The following is a 15,503-nucleotide window of genomic DNA, read 5'->3' as shown; positions in this document are numbered from 1 at the left end:
AAGACCGACAACGAGTTTTGGGAATAGACCGGCTGGGCGAAGCGGCCGGAAACGAAAGGAACACTGAAATGACTATCAAGCTCCAGAAGCCGGACATCACCGAGCTGAAGCCGCGCATCACCGTCTTCGGTGTCGGCGGCGGCGGCGGCAACGCTGTCAACAACATGATCACCGCGGGCCTGGAAGGCGTCGATTTCGTCGTCGCCAACACCGACGCCCAGGCGCTGACCATGACCAAGGCTTCGCGAATCATCCAGATGGGCGTGCAGGTCACCGAAGGCCTCGGCGCCGGCTCGCAGCCGGAAGTCGGCCGCGCGGCCGCCGAAGAGTGCATCGACGAGATCATCGATCACCTCAACGGCACCCACATGTGCTTCGTCACCGCCGGCATGGGCGGCGGCACCGGCACGGGTGCGGCCCCGATCGTCGCGCAGGCTGCCCGCAACAAGGGCATCCTGACCGTCGGCGTCGTCACCAAGCCGTTCCACTTCGAAGGCGGCCGTCGCATGCGCCTTGCCGAAGAGGGCATCCAGGAACTGCAGAAGTCGGTCGACACGCTGATCGTCATCCCGAACCAGAACCTCTTCCGCATCGCCAACGACAAGACCACCTTCGCCGACGCCTTCGCGATGGCCGACCAGGTGCTCTATTCGGGCGTCGCCTGCATCACCGACCTCATGGTCAAGGAAGGCCTCATCAACCTCGACTTCGCCGACGTCCGCTCGGTGATGCGCGAGATGGGCCGCGCCATGATGGGCACGGGCGAAGCCTCGGGCGAGGGCCGCGCCATGGCCGCCGCCGAAGCCGCCATCGCCAACCCGCTGCTCGACGAAACCTCGATGAAGGGCGCGCAGGGCCTGCTGATCTCCATCACCGGCGGCCGTGACCTCACCCTCTTCGAAGTCGACGAAGCAGCAACCCGTATCCGCGAAGAAGTCGATCCGGACGCAAACATCATCCTCGGCGCAACCTTCGACGAAGAGCTCGAAGGCCTGATCCGTGTTTCCGTCGTTGCAACGGGTATCGACCGCGCGGCCTCGGAGGTGGCTGCCCGCAATGCTGACTTTCGCAACCTCAGCAAGCCGGTAGTCCGCCCGTCCGCCGCCGTTCCGGTCCAGCCGCAGGCCCAGCCGGTCGCCGCTGCCCCGCAGCCGCAGCCCGTCGCCCAGCCGCAGCCGGTCCTGCAGCAGCCGGTCGTCCAGCAGCCGGTGGCCGATCCGATCGCCGACGCCATCCGCGCCTCGGAGGAAAGCCTCGAGCGGGAGCTCGCCATCCCGGCAAGCCGCCCGGCTCCCGTCCAGCCGGTCGCCACGCACCACGAGGAGCCGCGCCTGCAGAACCGCATCTTCGCCGCTCCGGCGGAAACGCCGGTCATGCAGCGTCCGGCCCCGGTCCAGCAGCCGGTTCCGCAGGCCCCGGTCATGCAGCAGCGCGTCGAGCCGGCCGCTCCAGTCATCCGCCAGGAGCCGCAGACCATGCGCATGCCGAAGATCGAGGACTTCCCGCCGGTCGTGCAGGCCGAGATCGATCACCGCGCAGCCCAGCAGCCGGCCCTCGGGCATGGCGAGGAGCGCGGTCCGATGGGTCTCCTGCGTCGCCTGACCTCCTCGCTCGGCCGTCATGAGGAAGCCCATGGCGAAGAGCAGGCGGCGGCGGCACCCCAGCAGCAGCGCCGCACGCTCTCGCCGGAAGCCAGCCTCTATGCGCCGCGCCGCGGCCAGCTCGACGATCACGGCCGCGCAAACCCGCAGCCGCGCTCGCTCGGCGAGGACGATCAGCTCGAGATTCCGGCCTTCCTGCGCCGCCAGTCGAACTGACGCTTCACGCACTTTGTCACAGAATGCCCGGATCCCGATCCGGGCATTTTTATTTCGCCTTTTGTTTCAGGTGCTTGCAGGCCGAAAACTGCGTAACAAAGCGAAAGAAACAGTGATTTGTCTGACAGTGAGGGTCCTACTACATTCAGCCTGGGCAAAGGGGCAGTCAGGATTCGCCGCGCCGGCATCGCCGGAGAGCAGTAAACCATTCCAGACGTTCCGGCAGGACAGTCGGCGGGCGCTTGCGTCCGGCGCGGGACTTCCTGAGCCATAAAAAGAAAATGCCGGCGGAATGTGCCGGCAACAAGACGAAGGCGAATACAGATGACGATGCTCGGTTTCCAGACGACGATCATGAACCCGGTGACGATTGCCGGGACGGGCGTCCATTCCGGTGCGGCGGTTTCCATCACGTTCAACCCCGCCGAGGCCGACAGCGGCATCGTCTTCCAGCGCCAGCACGACAACGGCACCGTCAGCGAATACCGCGCGGTCTCCTCGCAGGTCGGCAACACGGACCTTTGCACCGTCCTCGGCTTTTCCCCGGCGACCGCCATCGCGACGGTCGAGCACGTCATGGCCGCGCTCTATGCGCTCGGCCTCGACAACGTGCTGATCGAGGTGCACGGCGCCGAGATGCCCATCATGGACGGCAGCTCCGCCCCCTTCATCGACGCCATCGACCAGGTCGGCATCGTCCCGCTTGCCGTCAAGCGCCGCTATATCCGCGTGATCAAGCCGGTCCGCATCGAATCGGGCGCTTCCTGGGCCGAGTTCACGCCCTATGACGGCACGCGCTTCGAGGTCGAGATCGATTTCGACTGCCCGCTGATCGGCCGCCAGTCCTGGAAGGGCGACCTGACGCCCGCGACCTTCCGTAACGAGCTTTCGCGCGCCCGCACCTTCGGCTTCATGCGCGACGTGGAGCGGCTGTGGGCCTCCGGCCATGCGCTCGGCTCCTCGCTCGAAAACTCCGTCGTCATCTCCGACGACAACACCGTGATCAATGTCGAGGGCCTGCGCTACGCCAAGGACGAGTTCGTCCGCCACAAGACGCTCGACGCCGTGGGTGACCTTGCGCTTGCCGGCGCGCCCTTCATCGGCTGCTACCGCTCCTATCGCGGCGGCCACAAGATGAACGCCTATGCGCTGAAGGCGCTTTTGAGCGACCCCGCCGCCTACGAGGTGGTGGAAGCCGCCCGCTCGCGTCCCGGCCAGCGCGAGCTGATCGCCGTCAACGCGCCGGAATTCGCGCCCTGGGCTCTTTGAGGCCGGGGCCGGCCGGCCCTGCCGTCTTCCCGACATGGTTGCCATAAAAATGCGTTAATGCGCCGCCATGGCGTTGCGGTCTTCACGTATTTGGAGATACAACGCGGGGCGCGTGCGCGGCCCGTCCGCATTGGGCGCCGTTGAACTGGGCCGTTGAACTGGGATTGTCACATGGTTGTTGCAGGGTCTGTTGGTGTGAAGAAGACGGCGCGCGTTGTCTCTCTTGCGCTTTTCGCTTCGATCGGTCTTTCGGCGTGCCAGTCGGATCCGGACATCGACATCACGAAGCTGACCGGCGAGACCGAGTCTTCCAGCACGCTCTACAATCAGGGCCTGGCGAACCTCAATGCCGGCAAGGTCGGCGAGGCGGGGCGCAAGTTCGAGGCCGTCGACCGGCAGAACCCGTTCTCCGACGAGGCGCGCAAGGCGCTCGTCATGCTGGCCTTCACGAATTACCGCCAGGGCCGCAACGAAGAGGCCATCAGCGCGGCCAAGCGCTACCTCTCGCTCTATCCGGGCTCGGAAGACGCGGCCTATGCGCAGTACATCATCGGCCTTGCCTACTGGAAGCAGATCCCGAGCGTGACGCAGGACCAGCGCGCCTCGCAGCAGACCATCGAGGCGATGCAGGCCGTCGTCGATAACTATCCCGAATCGGAATATGTCGAGGACGCGCAGACGAAGATCCGCTTTGCCCGCGACCAGCTCGCCGGCAAGGAAATGCAGATCGGCCGCTACTACCTCGAGCGCAAGGAATTCATCGCGGCGGCCACCCGCTTCCGCGTCGTCGTCGAGAAATACCCGATGACCAACCAGATCGAGGAAGCGCTGGCCCGCCTCGTCGAGACCTATTACGCGATGGGCATCGACAGCGAGGCGCAGACGGCCGCCGCCGTCCTCGGCCACAACTACCCGGACAGCAAGTGGTATGCCGACAGCTACAAGCTGCTCCAGACGAAGGGCCTGGAACCGCGCGAGAATTCCGGCTCCTGGATTTCGCGCGCCGGCAAGAAGCTGATCGGCGTCTGACGCAAGAGATATGACGCGATATGCTGGCGCAGCTATCGATCCGCGATATCGTCCTGATCGAACGGCTCGACCTTGTTTTCGAGCCGGGCCTCTCCGTGCTGACGGGCGAGACGGGCGCCGGTAAATCCATCCTCCTCGACAGCCTTTCGCTGGCGCTCGGCGGGCGCGGCGACGGCTCGCTGGTGCGCCACGGCATCGAGCGCGGGCAGGTGACGGCCGTCTTCGACGTGCCGCAGGGCCATGCCGCCCGTCTTCTGCTGCGCGACAACGGCATCGACGACGACGGCGACCTTATCTTCCGCCGCCAGCAGTCTGCCGACGGGCGCACGAAAGCCTATGTCAACGACCAGCCGGTTTCCGTGCAGCTCATGCGGCAGGCCGGGCAATTGCTCGTCGAGATCCACGGCCAGCATGACGACCGTGCGCTCGTCGATACCGACGCGCATCGCCTGCTGCTCGACGCCTTCGGCGGGCTCGGCGAGGCGGCGGGCGACGTCGGCACGCTCTATCATCAGTGGAAGGACGCCGAGCGCACGCTGCGCCGCCACCGCGAGAAGGTGGAGGCGGCCGCGCGCGAGGCCGATTATCTCCGCTCCTCCGTCGAGGAGCTGGAAGTCCTCTCGCCGCAGGACGGCGAGGAGGATGCGCTTGCCGAAATCCGCGCGCGCATGATGAAGGCCGAGCGGATTGCCGGCGACATCAACGAGGCGAGCGAGTTCCTCAACGGCAATGCCTCGCCCGTGCCGCTGATCGCCGCGCTGGTGCGCCGGCTGGAGCGCAAGAGCCACGAGGCGCCGGGGCTGCTGGAAGAGACGGTGGAGCTGCTCGACCAGGCGCTGAACCAGCTTTCCGACGCGCAGATGGCCGTCGAGGCGGCGCTGCGCAAGACGGAATACGATCCCAAGGAGCTGGAGCGCACGGAAGAACGGCTCTTCGCGCTGCGCGCGGCCGCCCGCAAATATTCCGTGCCCGTCACCGGCCTTCCGGCGCTCGCCGCCAGGATGATCGCCGACCTTGCCGACCTCGACGCCGGCGAGGAGAAGCTGGTGCAGCTTCAAGCCCGCCTTACCGAGGCGCGCGCCGCCTACGAGATCGCCGCCCGCTCGCTTTCCGAAAGGCGCCACCACGCCGCCGAGGCGCTGGCCGCCGCCGTCATGGCCGAGCTTCCGGCGCTGAAGCTGGAGCGCGCGCGCTTTACCGTCGAGATCGCCACAGACCCGGAGGGCGGCGCGGAGGAGGGGATCGACACCGTCGAGTTCCATGTCCAGACGAACCCCGGCACGCGGCCCGGCCCGATCATGAAGGTCGCCTCGGGCGGCGAGCTCTCGCGCTTCCTGCTCGCGCTCAAGGTGGCGCTCGCCGACCGCGGCTCGGCGCCCACGCTCGTCTTCGACGAGATCGACACCGGCGTCGGCGGCGCGGTGGCCGATGCCATCGGCCAGCGGCTGAAGCGGCTCTCCTCCACCGTGCAGGTGCTCTCCGTCACCCACGCCCCGCAGGTCGCCGCGCGGGCCGCGACGCACCTTCTCATCTCCAAGGGGCCCGTCGAGGGCAGCGAGACCGTCGCCACCCGCGTCGCCCGCATGGACGACGACGCCCGCACCGAGGAGATCGCCCGCATGCTCGCCGGGGCTTCGGTGACGGACGAGGCAAGGGCCGCTGCGGCGCGGCTGCTTTCGGGCGGGGGGTAGGGGCGGCTTTGCCCCTCATCCGCCTGCCGGCACCTTCTCCCCGCAAGCGGGGCGAAGGATGATGTGGCGACGTCCTGCCATCAATGAACATTCGGGAAACCAGAGCGGCACAAGCCTTCGCCCCGCTTGCGGGGAGAAGGTCGCGGCAGCGGGATGAGGGGCAATCCCACCGCCATCCATCTTTCCTTTCGCCAGCTTTGCTCTAAAACGACTCCCAAATCCGGAGCATGCCATGGCGAACGCGAAGTCCCCCGTCGAGACCCTGACCGAAGAAGAGGCTGCGGCCGAGCTTGCCTTTCTGGCGGCCGAGATCGCGCGGCACGACGAGCTTTACCACGGGCAGGACGCGCCGGAGATCTCGGATGCGGACTACGACGCGCTGAAGCGGCGCAACGAGGAAATCGAGGCGCGGTTTCCCGCGCTGGTGCGCGACGACAGCCCCTCGCGCCGCGTCGGCTCGGCGCCGCTTGCGACCTTCGCGCCGATCACCCATGCGCGGCCGATGCTCTCGCTCGACAACACGTTCTCCGACGAGGACGTGCGGGATTTCGTCGCCTCGGTCTACCGCTTCCTCGGCCGCCTGCCGGACGATTCGATCGCCTTTACCGCCGAGCCGAAGATCGACGGGCTTTCCATGTCGATCCGCTACGAGAACGGCCGGCTGGTGACGGCCGCAACGCGCGGCGACGGCACGACGGGCGAGAACGTGACGGCCAACGTGCTGACCATCGCGGAAATCCCGAACCGCCTGCCGGCCGGCGTGCCGGCGGTGGTGGAGGTGCGCGGCGAGGTCTACATGGCCAAGAGCGACTTCCTCGCCCTCAACGAGAAGATGGCCGCCGAGGGCAGGCAGACCTACGTCAACCCGCGCAACACCGCCGCGGGCTCGCTGCGCCAGCTCGACGCCGCCGTGACGGCGAGCCGCAAGCTGCGCTTCTTCGCCTATGCCTGGGGCGAGATGTCGGCCATGCCGGCCGATACGCAGTACGGCATGATCGAAGTGCTGAAATCCTGGGGTTTCCCCGTCAATCCGATGACGCAGCGGCTGTTCCGCGTCGACGATATCATCAACCATTACCGGGAGATCGGCCTTGCCCGGCCGGACCTCGACTACGATATCGACGGCGTCGTCTACAAGGTGGATGAGCTCGCGCTGCAGGAACGCCTCGGCTTCCGCTCCCGCTCGCCCCGCTGGGCGACGGCGCACAAGTTCCCGGCCGAGCAGGCCTTCACGACGGTTGAGCGGATCGACATCCAGGTCGGCCGCACCGGCGCGCTGACGCCGGTCGCGCGGCTGACGCCCGTCACCGTCGGCGGCGTGGTCGTGACGAATGCCACCCTGCACAATGCCGATTACATCGAGGGCATCGGCAACAGCGGCGAGCGCATCCGCGAGGAGGATCACGACATCCGCGTCGGCGATACCGTCATCGTGCAGCGGGCGGGGGACGTGATCCCGCAGGTGCTGGACGTGCTGATGGAAAAGCGGCCGGCGGAGGCGCACCGCTACGAATTCCCGAAGACCTGCCCGGTCTGCGGCAGCCATGCGGTGCGCGAGCGCCACGAGAAGACGGGCCGCCTCGATTCGGTCACGCGCTGCACCGGCGGCTTCGTCTGCCGCGCGCAGGCGGTGGAGCACCTGAAGCACTTCGTTTCGCGCAATGCCTTCGATATCGAAGGGCTCGGCGCCAAGCAGGTCGACTTCTTCTTCGAGGCCGAGGACCCGTCGCTGACGATCCGCACCGCGCCGGACATTTTCACGCTGGAAAAGCGCCAGGCCTCGTCGCTGACGAAGCTGGAGAACATCGACGGTTTCGGCAAGGTCAGCGTGCGCAAGCTCTATGATGCGATCAACGCCCGTCGCTCCATCGCGCTCAACCGCTTCATCTACGCGCTCGGCATCCGCCATGTCGGCGAGACGAACGCCAAGCTGCTCGCGCGCGCCTACGGCACCTACGAGGCCTTCGCGACGGCGATGAAGGAGGCCGAGGGGCTTTCCGGCGAGGCATGGAACGACCTCAACAATATCGAGGGCATCGGCGAGGTCGTCGCCCGCGCCATCGTCGAGTTCTACAAGGAACCGCGCAATCTCGACGTGCTCGGACGGCTGCTCGAGGAAGTGACGCCCGAGGCGGCCGAGGCCGTGGTCGTCAGCTCCAGCCCCGTCGCCGGCAAGACGGTGGTGTTCACCGGCTCGCTGGAGAAGATGACGCGCGACGAGGCGAAGGCCATGGCCGAGCGGCTCGGCGCCAAGGTCGCCGGCTCCGTGTCGAAGAAGACGGACCTCGTCGTCGCCGGCCCCGGCGCCGGCTCCAAGCTCGACAAGGCGAAGGAATTCGACGTCGAGGTGATCGACGAGGACGGCTGGTTCGAGCTGATCAAGGGGTAGGCTGCGGAACCGTGACCGTCGAGCCGCGCACGAGGAAGCGCCCGTCGAACGTCATCGGCACGCCGACGCCGTCGTCGTAGTCGCGCGTGCCGCCGACATAGGCGTGGATATGCAGGTGCGGCTCGGAGGAGTTGCCGGAATTGCCGACGCGGCCGAGCGTCTGGCCGAGCGAGACGATCTCGCCGCCCGCAACCGAGATGGAGCCCTTTTCCATATGGGCGAGCAGGATGCGTGCCGTGCCGCAGGCGAGGATGACGTGGTTGCCGGCCGGCTCCTCGATGTTGGTTTGTGAGATGCGGTTGTCGGCGATGCCGTCATGGATCGAGATGGCAAGGCCGGTGCACGGGCTTTTCACCTCGCGGCCGAAAATGGCGTAGTCGGCAAGCGCCGTCGGCATCAGGCCCTTCGCGCGCGCGCCGAAGGCATCGAGCGCCACGATGTCGAGGGCGTAGCGCTGGCTCTCGTTGCCATGGTGATTGTTGATCAGCGACGCGCTGCCGCCCTGGCCGACATAATAGGTGCCGGCGCCGAGGGGGAAGGCGAGGTCCACCGAGGTTTCCCGATAGCCGTAGCCGGAAAGCGCCCGGGCGGTGAGCGCGAGGAAGAAGATCGCCATCGCCGCCGTGAAACCGTGCGTGCGCAGGATCGAGCGGGCCCTGTTCCACGGCCGGGCGCGCAGGCGCGCATAGGAGAGGGCCGCGCAGGCGATGAAGACGAGCGGCAGCATCACCTCCAGCGCCGAACTCAGGAAATCCCAGCGGCCGATGACGGCGATGAAGGCGATATAGCAGGCGCCGTAGAGCACCCGCATGGCCCAGCCGAGCCTGTCGGCCGGCCGGGGCAACCAGAGCCACAAGAGAAAGAAGAGCGGCAGAAGAACCTGGGTCGTCAGCAGGATGAGAAGGGATGTGTCCATGGATCGGGCCTTGCAGGTGAGCCATGTCCTTCCTCATCGCCGGACACGGACGCATTCATTCCTGCTCAATCCCCGTCGGCGATATTGGTTCCGTTTTCGCGAATCTCTTCCGCGTCTTGGCGTTGTTTGCTCACGGTTCGGTATAGCCTGCCGGGCGGATGTCGAGGGTGCGGCCCGCGGGATCGTTCTCGAAGAGCAGCGCGCCCGCCGATTTCGATTCGGCGGCGACGTAGTCGAAGATCACATGGTTCTCCTCGATCACCCGTCCACCCTCCGCAAGCCGCCCGACGACAGTGACGGCGGCGGCGGTCGTGGTGGCGGTATTGTAGATGTCGAAAGCGACGCGGTAGCCGGCCGTCGTCCTTTCCGTCGTCAGCACCCGGACGGTCAGGTCCGGCGGGGTCGCCTCCCGCGTGACGGTCTCCCAGCCGATCCAGCCGAGCATGCCGATGACGAGGATGGCGGAGAGGATGCCCGTCAGCCATTCCACCCAGTGCGGATCGTGGCGTTCGTGATGGCGGCCTTTTTCGGAGCGGGTCATTGCGGCCTCACAGGATCAGGCGCGCGGCGGAGGCGCCGAGCGAGGCGGGAAAGCCGAGCACGATGACGGAATGCAGCATCTCGACCGCGGAACTGTTGCCGAAGCTCTCGAAGACCCACAGCGTGAAGACGCTGACGGCAAGGGCGACGACATAGCCGGGCAGGGTGAAGCGCACGAAGGCGTGCCACCAGGGCGTCTCCGGCTGCAGTTCGTGGCCGCCGATGAAGGAGACCGCGTAGACGAAGCCGTGCATGACGAGGATCGACAGCACGATGACGGCAAGCGCGTGCCAGGCCGTCATCTTGTAGGCGAGCACCATCGTCTCCTCGGTCGGCGCGATGTTGAGGGAGACGAAGAGGGCGCCCGTCGCCATCAGCAGCAATTCGCTGTGATAGGGCGTTTCCGTGCCGTCGTCGTCCTCGCTCATGCCCCGGCCGAGCTGGCTGCGGCCGAGCATGGCGCCGATGCTGGCCGGCACCGATTGCAGGGCGACCTTGCCGAGAAGCTCGCTCGCCGGCATGTCGCCCCTCAGAAGCCCGAGCGCCGCCAGAACGAGCAAGCTGGTCAGAATGCCGATGCCGTAGGCGATGGTGGCGTCCCTCACCGATTCGCGCCAGGTGAAGGTCTCCTCGAAGCCGATGCGGTGGGAAAGGAGGATCAGGAGGGGAATGTTGACGACGAGCAGAAGCAGCAGGCGCTCGCGCGTGATGTAAAAGCCGAGATACCACATTTCCATGGTCATCAGCATGGGCAGCGCCAGGAAGAGCGCGCTGGCGACGCCGCGGCCGAGCCCCGTCAGGAAGCGGCCGACATGGTTCTCCGCGTCTGCCGCCCTGTCCGTCATCGGATCACCCCTCGTAAAAGCGAGGGATGTAATGCGGCGCGGCGGAAAAAGTTCCGCGCCGCCAGCAGGTTAGAAGCGATCAGGCTTCCTGGTTTTCGGCTTGCGCGGGCCGCCCTCGGGCTTTGCCGCCTTGTCGTCGCGCTTGCCCTTGAAGGGCTTTGCGCCGGCAAAGGGCTTGGCCGGCTTCTTGCCGCCGTCCTCGCGGTCCTTCCAGTGCGGCTTGGCCGCGCCTTCCGGCTTGTCGAAATCGCGCTTCTTCTCGAAACGGGCCTTCTTGTCGTAGCCGCCCTTCTTCTCGAATTCGCCGCGCGGCTTCCAGTCGGCGCGGCGTTCCTCGTTGCGCACGGGCTTGTCGTAGCGCTGGGTCTTTTCGCCGGGCGCGCGGGTGTAGGGCTGCGGCGTCAGGTCCGGCTGGCCCTCGAGCACCGTCACGCGGATGCCGCGCTCCAGCATGTTGCCGGGGCCGAGCCTGTCGAGGAAGCCGCTGGCGGCATCGGCGGCAAGCTCGATATAGGTCTCCTCCGGCTGCATCTTGATCGCGCCGATCTCGTTCTTGGTGATGTTGCCGTTGCGGCAGAGCATCGGGATCAGCCAGCGCGGCTCGGCGCGCTGCTTGCGGCCGACGGAGACGGAGATCCACAGGCTCGCCCCGAAACCTTCGCGCGGGCGCTTCGGCTCGGTCGGGAAGGGGCCTTCGGTGCGCTCGCGCGGCTTGCGCTGTTCCAGCGAGACCTCGATCAGGTCTTCCGGGGCCGAACGGCCGGCCGTGAAGAAGCGGGTGACGGCGGCGGCAAGCTGGCGGGCATCGAACTTGGCGACGAGGGCATCGACCGTCGCTGCCTCGTCTTCCGTCACCGCGTCGGTCAGGAGCGGATCGGCGAGCAGGCGCTCGTCGTCGCGGCGCAGGATTTCTTCGGCCGAGGGGGGCGTTGCCCAGTTCGCCTTGAGGTTGGCGGCCTGCAGCAGGCGCTCGGCCTTGCGGCGGGCGCTCACCGGCACGATGAGGGCGCTGACGCCCTTGCGGCCGGCGCGGCCGGTGCGGCCCGAACGGTGCAGCAGCGTTTCCGGATTGGTCGGCAGGTCCGCATGGACGACCAGTTCGAGGTTCGGCAGGTCGATGCCGCGGGCGGCGACGTCGGTGGCGATGCACACGCGCGCGCGCCCGTCGCGCATGGCCTGCAGCGCATGGGTGCGCTCGTTCTGGCTGAGTTCGCCGGAGAGCGCCACGACCGAGAAGCCGCGATTGTTGAAGCGGGCCGTCAGGTGGTTGACCGCCGCGCGCGTCGAACAGAAGACGATGGCGTTCTGCGCATCGTAGTAGCGCAGCACGTTGATGATGGCGTTCTCGCGGTCGGCCGGCACGACGAGGAGGGCGCGGTAGTCGATATCGACGTGCTGCTCCTTCTCCGAGGCGGTCGAGATGCGCAGGGCGTCCCGCTGGTAGTTCTTGGCAAGCGCGGCGATCTCCTTCGGCACGGTCGCCGAGAACATCAGCGTGCGGCGGTCTTCCGGCGCCGATTCGAGGATGAATTCGAGGTCTTCGCGGAAGCCGAGGTCGAGCATCTCGTCGGCCTCGTCGAGCACCACGGCGCGGATGTCGGACAGGTCGAGGTTGCCGCGGGTGATGTGGTCGCGCAGGCGGCCGGGCGTGCCGACGACGATATGCGCGCCGCGTTCGAGGCCGCGCCGCTCGGTGCGCATGTCCATGCCGCCGACGCAGGAGGCCATGACGGCGCCGGTCATCTCGTAGAGCCATTCCAGCTCGCGCTTGACCTGCATGGCCAGTTCGCGCGTCGGGGCGATGACGAGGGCGAGCGGGCCTGCCGCGCGCCCGAAGCGCTCCTCGCTGCCGAGCAGCGTCGAGGCGAGCGCGAGGCCGAAGGCGACGGTCTTGCCGGAGCCGGTCTGCGCGGACACCAGCGCGTCGGCCTCGCCGATCGCCGGATCGGAGACGGCGACCTGAACCGGCGTCAAGGTGGTATAGCCGCGTTTTTCCAACGCCTTTGCCATCGCCGGAGCGAGGCCATCAAAACTCGTCATGTAGGGTCTTTCGGAATTCGGGTTCCGCGGCGATCTTGCGCCGCACTCGTGCCCGATAATGTCGGGCGTGCTGGCGCGCTCTCTACTGGGCGCAGAGCGAAATGTACAGTGCGCAAAACGCAAAGCTGCCCGGCGGCGTGAGCGATGGAGGGCAAAAGTCTTTCCCGATTGTCTTTTTGCGCTGCACAAGATAGAAAACGGCGCCCCCTGAAGCAGCCCGCGGAGGCCACACGGGCGGCATCGCCCGCGAAAGAGGGCGAAGGCAAGGAGGAACCGGCGATGCAGACCTTCACGACCATCGCGGATTTGCGCGCGGCCCTTGCGCCGCACCGGCTCGATGGCCGCACCATCGGCCTCGTTCCCACGATGGGCTATCTCCATGTCGGCCATATGGCGCTCGCCCGCCGGGCGCTCGCCGAAAACGACATCGTCGTCGCCACCATCTTCGTCAACCCCCTCCAGTTCGGCGCGAACGAGGACCTCGCGCGCTATCCGCGCGACCTTGCCCGCGACCAGGCGATGCTTGAGGCCGAGGGCGTGCACTATCTCTTCGCCCCCGGCGTTGCGGACATGTATCCGCGGCCGATGGAAACCGTCGTCGACGTGCCGACGCTCGGCGCGGAGCTGGAAGGCGCCGTGCGGCCCGGCCATTTCGCCGGCGTCGCCACGGTCGTCACGAAGCTCTTCAATATTGCAGGCCCCGACCGGGCCTATTTCGGCGAGAAGGATTTCCAGCAGCTCGCCATCATCCGCCGCATGGCGGAAGACCTTGCCCAGCCCGTCGAGGTGATCGGCGTTGCGACGGTGCGCGAGGTGGACGGCCTCGCCTGTTCCTCGCGCAACGTCTACCTCTCTGCCGAGGAGCGCGCCGCCGCAGCCGTCGTGCCGCGCGCGCTGGAGGAGGCCGAGCGGCTGGTCGCGGCGGGCGAAACGGATGCCCGGCGGCTGGAGGAGAAGATCGTTGCCTTCCTCCGCTCAGAGCCGCTCGCCCATCCCGAGGTGGTCGCCGTGCGCGATCCGCAAACGCTGGCGGAAATCGCCGGCATCGGCGAAAAGCCGGTTCTTTTGTTGCTATTCGTGCGCTTTGGGGGCACGAAACTCCTCGACAACCGGGTCATCGGCCCGAAAAACATGAAAAGGTAGCGCGACATGAGCGTACACACCGCCAAACGCCGTCTGGCCCCTGCCGACATCAAGGCCCTCAAGGGCCAGCGCCCCATCGTCAGCCTCACCGCCTATACGACGCCCGTGGCCAAGCTCATGGACCCGCATGTCGATTTCATGCTGGTCGGCGACAGTCTCGGCATGGTGCTCTACGGCCTCGATTCGACGGTCGGCGTGACGGTCGAGATGATGATCGCCCACGGCCAGGCCGTCATGCGCGGCTCGTCGAATGCCTGCGTCGTCGTCGACCTGCCGTTCGGCTCATACCAGCAGTCGAAGGAGCAGGCCTTCGCCACGGCCGCACGGGTGCTGAAGGAGACCGGCTGTTCGGCGATCAAGCTGGAGGGCGGGGCGGAAATGGCCGAGACGGTGCATTTCCTCACGCAGCGCGGCATTCCCGTGCTCGGCCATGTCGGCCTGATGCCGCAGCTCATCAACACGACGGGCGGCTATCGCACGCTCGGCCGCAACGACAAGGAAGTCGACAAGATCCGCAAGGACGCCGCGGCCATCGACGATGCCGGCGCCTTCGCCATCGTCGTGGAGGGCACGGTCGAGCCGGTGGCGCGCGAGCTGACCGGCGAGGTCAAGGCGCCGACCATCGGCATCGGCGCATCGCCCGCCTGCGACGGGCAGGTGCTGGTGGTGGACGACGTGCTCGGCATCTTCACGGATTTCAAGCCGCGCTTCGTCAAGCATTTCGCCAACCTCGCGCCGGTGATGAGCGAAGCCTTCGCCACCTACGCCGAAGAGGTGAAGGCACGCAGCTTCCCGGGGCCGGAGCACACGTTCCATCTCAAGAAGGTTTGATGCGGCTCCGCGCATTGAAGCGGGTGGGGGTCGATCCTCAGGTCAAGCCCGAGGATGACGGCTGTGGGTGTGTAAGACACTCCAAAACCTCTCCTCCGTCATGCTCGGGCTTGACCCGAGCATCCATGCCGCAGGTGGGACGCTACCCGGCACCCACGCGGAATGATCAACGCCGCTGAACGGTCCATCAGCCATATTGGTTTGCCGGTGGCGCGCGCCTGCTTTATGGCTGCCCGGTCGCAAGCAGAGCCGAGCCATGACCCCCGACAGAAAAGATGAAATCCGCGACGCCGTCCAGCGTGGGCTCGCCATCGCGATCGCCGCCGCGCCGTTCGGCGTCCTCTTCGGCGCCATTGCCGTCGACAACGGCCTGACGATCGCCGAGGCCGCGCTGATGAGCGCCACGCTCTATGCCGGCGCCAGCCAGCTCGTCGGCGTCGAGCTGTTCAACCACCATGTCGCGCCGTGGCTGGTGGTGCTGTCGATCTTCGCCGTCAATTTCCGCCATGTGCTCTATTCGGCGGCCATGGCGCCGCATGTCCGCCATCTCACCTTCTGGCAGAAGGCGACCTCGTTCTTCCTGCTCATCGACCCGCAGTTCGCCGAGGCGGAGCGGCGGGCCGATGCCGGCCGCAAGGTCACCTATCTCTGGCTGATGGTGCTCGGCGCCAGCGTCTATTTCCCCTGGCTCGCGCTTACCATCGTCGGCGGCTTTCTCGGCAACCTGATCGGCGATCCGCGGGCCATCGGCATCGACGTGCTGCTGCCGATCTATTTCATGGGCCTCGTGCTCGGCTTCCGCAGCCGGGCGAACTGGCTGCCGGTCGTCATCGCCTCGGCGGCGGGCTCGATCCTCGCGCTGCATTTCGTCGGCTCGCCCTGGCATGTCAGCCTCGGGGCGCTCGCCGGCATCGCGATCGCCGCCGTCCTGCCGCTGGAGAGCAAGGCGGCCGAAGAGCCGGCCGGCGAGCCCGTGGAAGAGGGGACGTGAGC

The 15,503-nt window shown here is 67.0% G+C and carries 12 protein-coding genes; 8 read left to right on the top strand and 4 right to left on the bottom strand.

Going from position 1 to position 15,503, the window contains the following annotated elements; genetic code table 11:
• Positions 1–68 precede the first annotated feature (68 nt).
• The 5 genes from ftsZ (at position 69) to ligA (ending at position 8,195) form a co-directional block, all read left to right on the top strand.
• Complete coding sequence (ftsZ, locus tag HNQ66_RS01615) at positions 69–1,817, top strand: cell division protein FtsZ (RefSeq protein ID WP_184140170.1); 1,749 nt, start codon at positions 69–71, stop codon at positions 1,815–1,817.
• Between the two features lie 324 nt (positions 1,818–2,141).
• On the top strand, positions 2,142–3,086 hold the full coding sequence (lpxC, locus tag HNQ66_RS01610) for a UDP-3-O-acyl-N-acetylglucosamine deacetylase (protein ID WP_210308632.1): 945 nt from the start codon (positions 2,142–2,144) through the stop codon (positions 3,084–3,086).
• Between the two features lie 171 nt (positions 3,087–3,257).
• Positions 3,258–4,115 carry an outer membrane protein assembly factor BamD gene (locus HNQ66_RS01605; protein ID WP_184140168.1) on the top strand — a complete coding sequence of 286 codons (858 nt, stop codon included), beginning with the start codon at positions 3,258–3,260 and terminating at the stop codon, positions 4,113–4,115.
• 20 nt (positions 4,116–4,135) lie between these two features.
• Positions 4,136–5,806 carry a DNA repair protein RecN gene (gene recN, locus HNQ66_RS01600; protein ID WP_184140167.1) on the top strand — a complete coding sequence of 557 codons (1,671 nt, stop codon included), beginning with the start codon at positions 4,136–4,138 and terminating at the stop codon, positions 5,804–5,806.
• A 232-nt stretch (positions 5,807–6,038) separates the two neighbouring features.
• Positions 6,039–8,195: an NAD-dependent DNA ligase LigA gene (gene ligA / locus HNQ66_RS01595; protein ID WP_184140165.1), complete on the top strand. Its 2,157-nt coding sequence runs from the start codon at positions 6,039–6,041 to the stop codon at positions 8,193–8,195.
• On the opposite strand, the gene HNQ66_RS01590 is transcribed toward ligA, so the two are convergent.
• The 4 genes from HNQ66_RS01590 to HNQ66_RS01575 form a co-directional block, all read right to left on the bottom strand.
• Positions 8,185–9,111, bottom strand: a complete 927-nt coding sequence (locus HNQ66_RS01590; RefSeq protein WP_184140163.1) for a M23 family metallopeptidase — start codon at positions 9,109–9,111, stop codon at positions 8,185–8,187. The genes ligA and HNQ66_RS01590 overlap by 11 nt on opposite strands.
• A 130-nt stretch (positions 9,112–9,241) precedes the next feature.
• Positions 9,242–9,652 carry a TIGR02588 family protein gene (locus HNQ66_RS01585; RefSeq protein WP_184140161.1) on the bottom strand — a complete coding sequence of 137 codons (411 nt, stop codon included), beginning with the start codon at positions 9,650–9,652 and terminating at the stop codon, positions 9,242–9,244.
• Positions 9,653–9,659: 7 nt separating this feature from the next.
• Positions 9,660–10,496: a TIGR02587 family membrane protein gene (locus HNQ66_RS01580; RefSeq protein ID WP_184140159.1), complete on the bottom strand. Its 837-nt coding sequence runs from the start codon at positions 10,494–10,496 to the stop codon at positions 9,660–9,662.
• A 69-nt stretch (positions 10,497–10,565) separates the two neighbouring features.
• Positions 10,566–12,536 (bottom strand): DEAD/DEAH box helicase, encoded by a 1,971-nt coding sequence (locus HNQ66_RS01575; RefSeq protein ID WP_184140157.1) that lies wholly within the window; start codon positions 12,534–12,536, stop codon positions 10,566–10,568.
• A 279-nt stretch (positions 12,537–12,815) separates the two neighbouring features.
• On the opposite strand from HNQ66_RS01575, the gene panC reads away from it, so the two are divergent.
• The 3 genes from panC (at position 12,816) to HNQ66_RS01560 (ending at position 15,501) form a co-directional block, all read left to right on the top strand.
• Positions 12,816–13,679, top strand: coding sequence for a pantoate--beta-alanine ligase (gene panC, locus HNQ66_RS01570; RefSeq protein ID WP_184140155.1), 864 nt, complete (start codon positions 12,816–12,818; stop codon positions 13,677–13,679).
• Positions 13,680–13,685: 6 nt separating this feature from the next.
• Positions 13,686–14,510, top strand: coding sequence for a 3-methyl-2-oxobutanoate hydroxymethyltransferase (gene panB / locus HNQ66_RS01565; RefSeq protein WP_184140153.1), 825 nt, complete (start codon positions 13,686–13,688; stop codon positions 14,508–14,510).
• 256 nt (positions 14,511–14,766) lie between these two features.
• Entirely contained in the window at positions 14,767–15,501 is a 735-nt protein-coding gene (locus HNQ66_RS01560) for an AzlC family ABC transporter permease (RefSeq protein ID WP_184140151.1), read from the top strand.
• Positions 15,502–15,503: the final 2 nt, after the last annotated feature.

It is taken from the genome of Shinella fusca, assembly GCF_014203155.1.
GTDB lineage: Bacteria > Pseudomonadota > Alphaproteobacteria > Rhizobiales > Rhizobiaceae > Shinella > Shinella fusca.
This window is presented reverse-complemented; position numbering and strand designations above follow the sequence as displayed.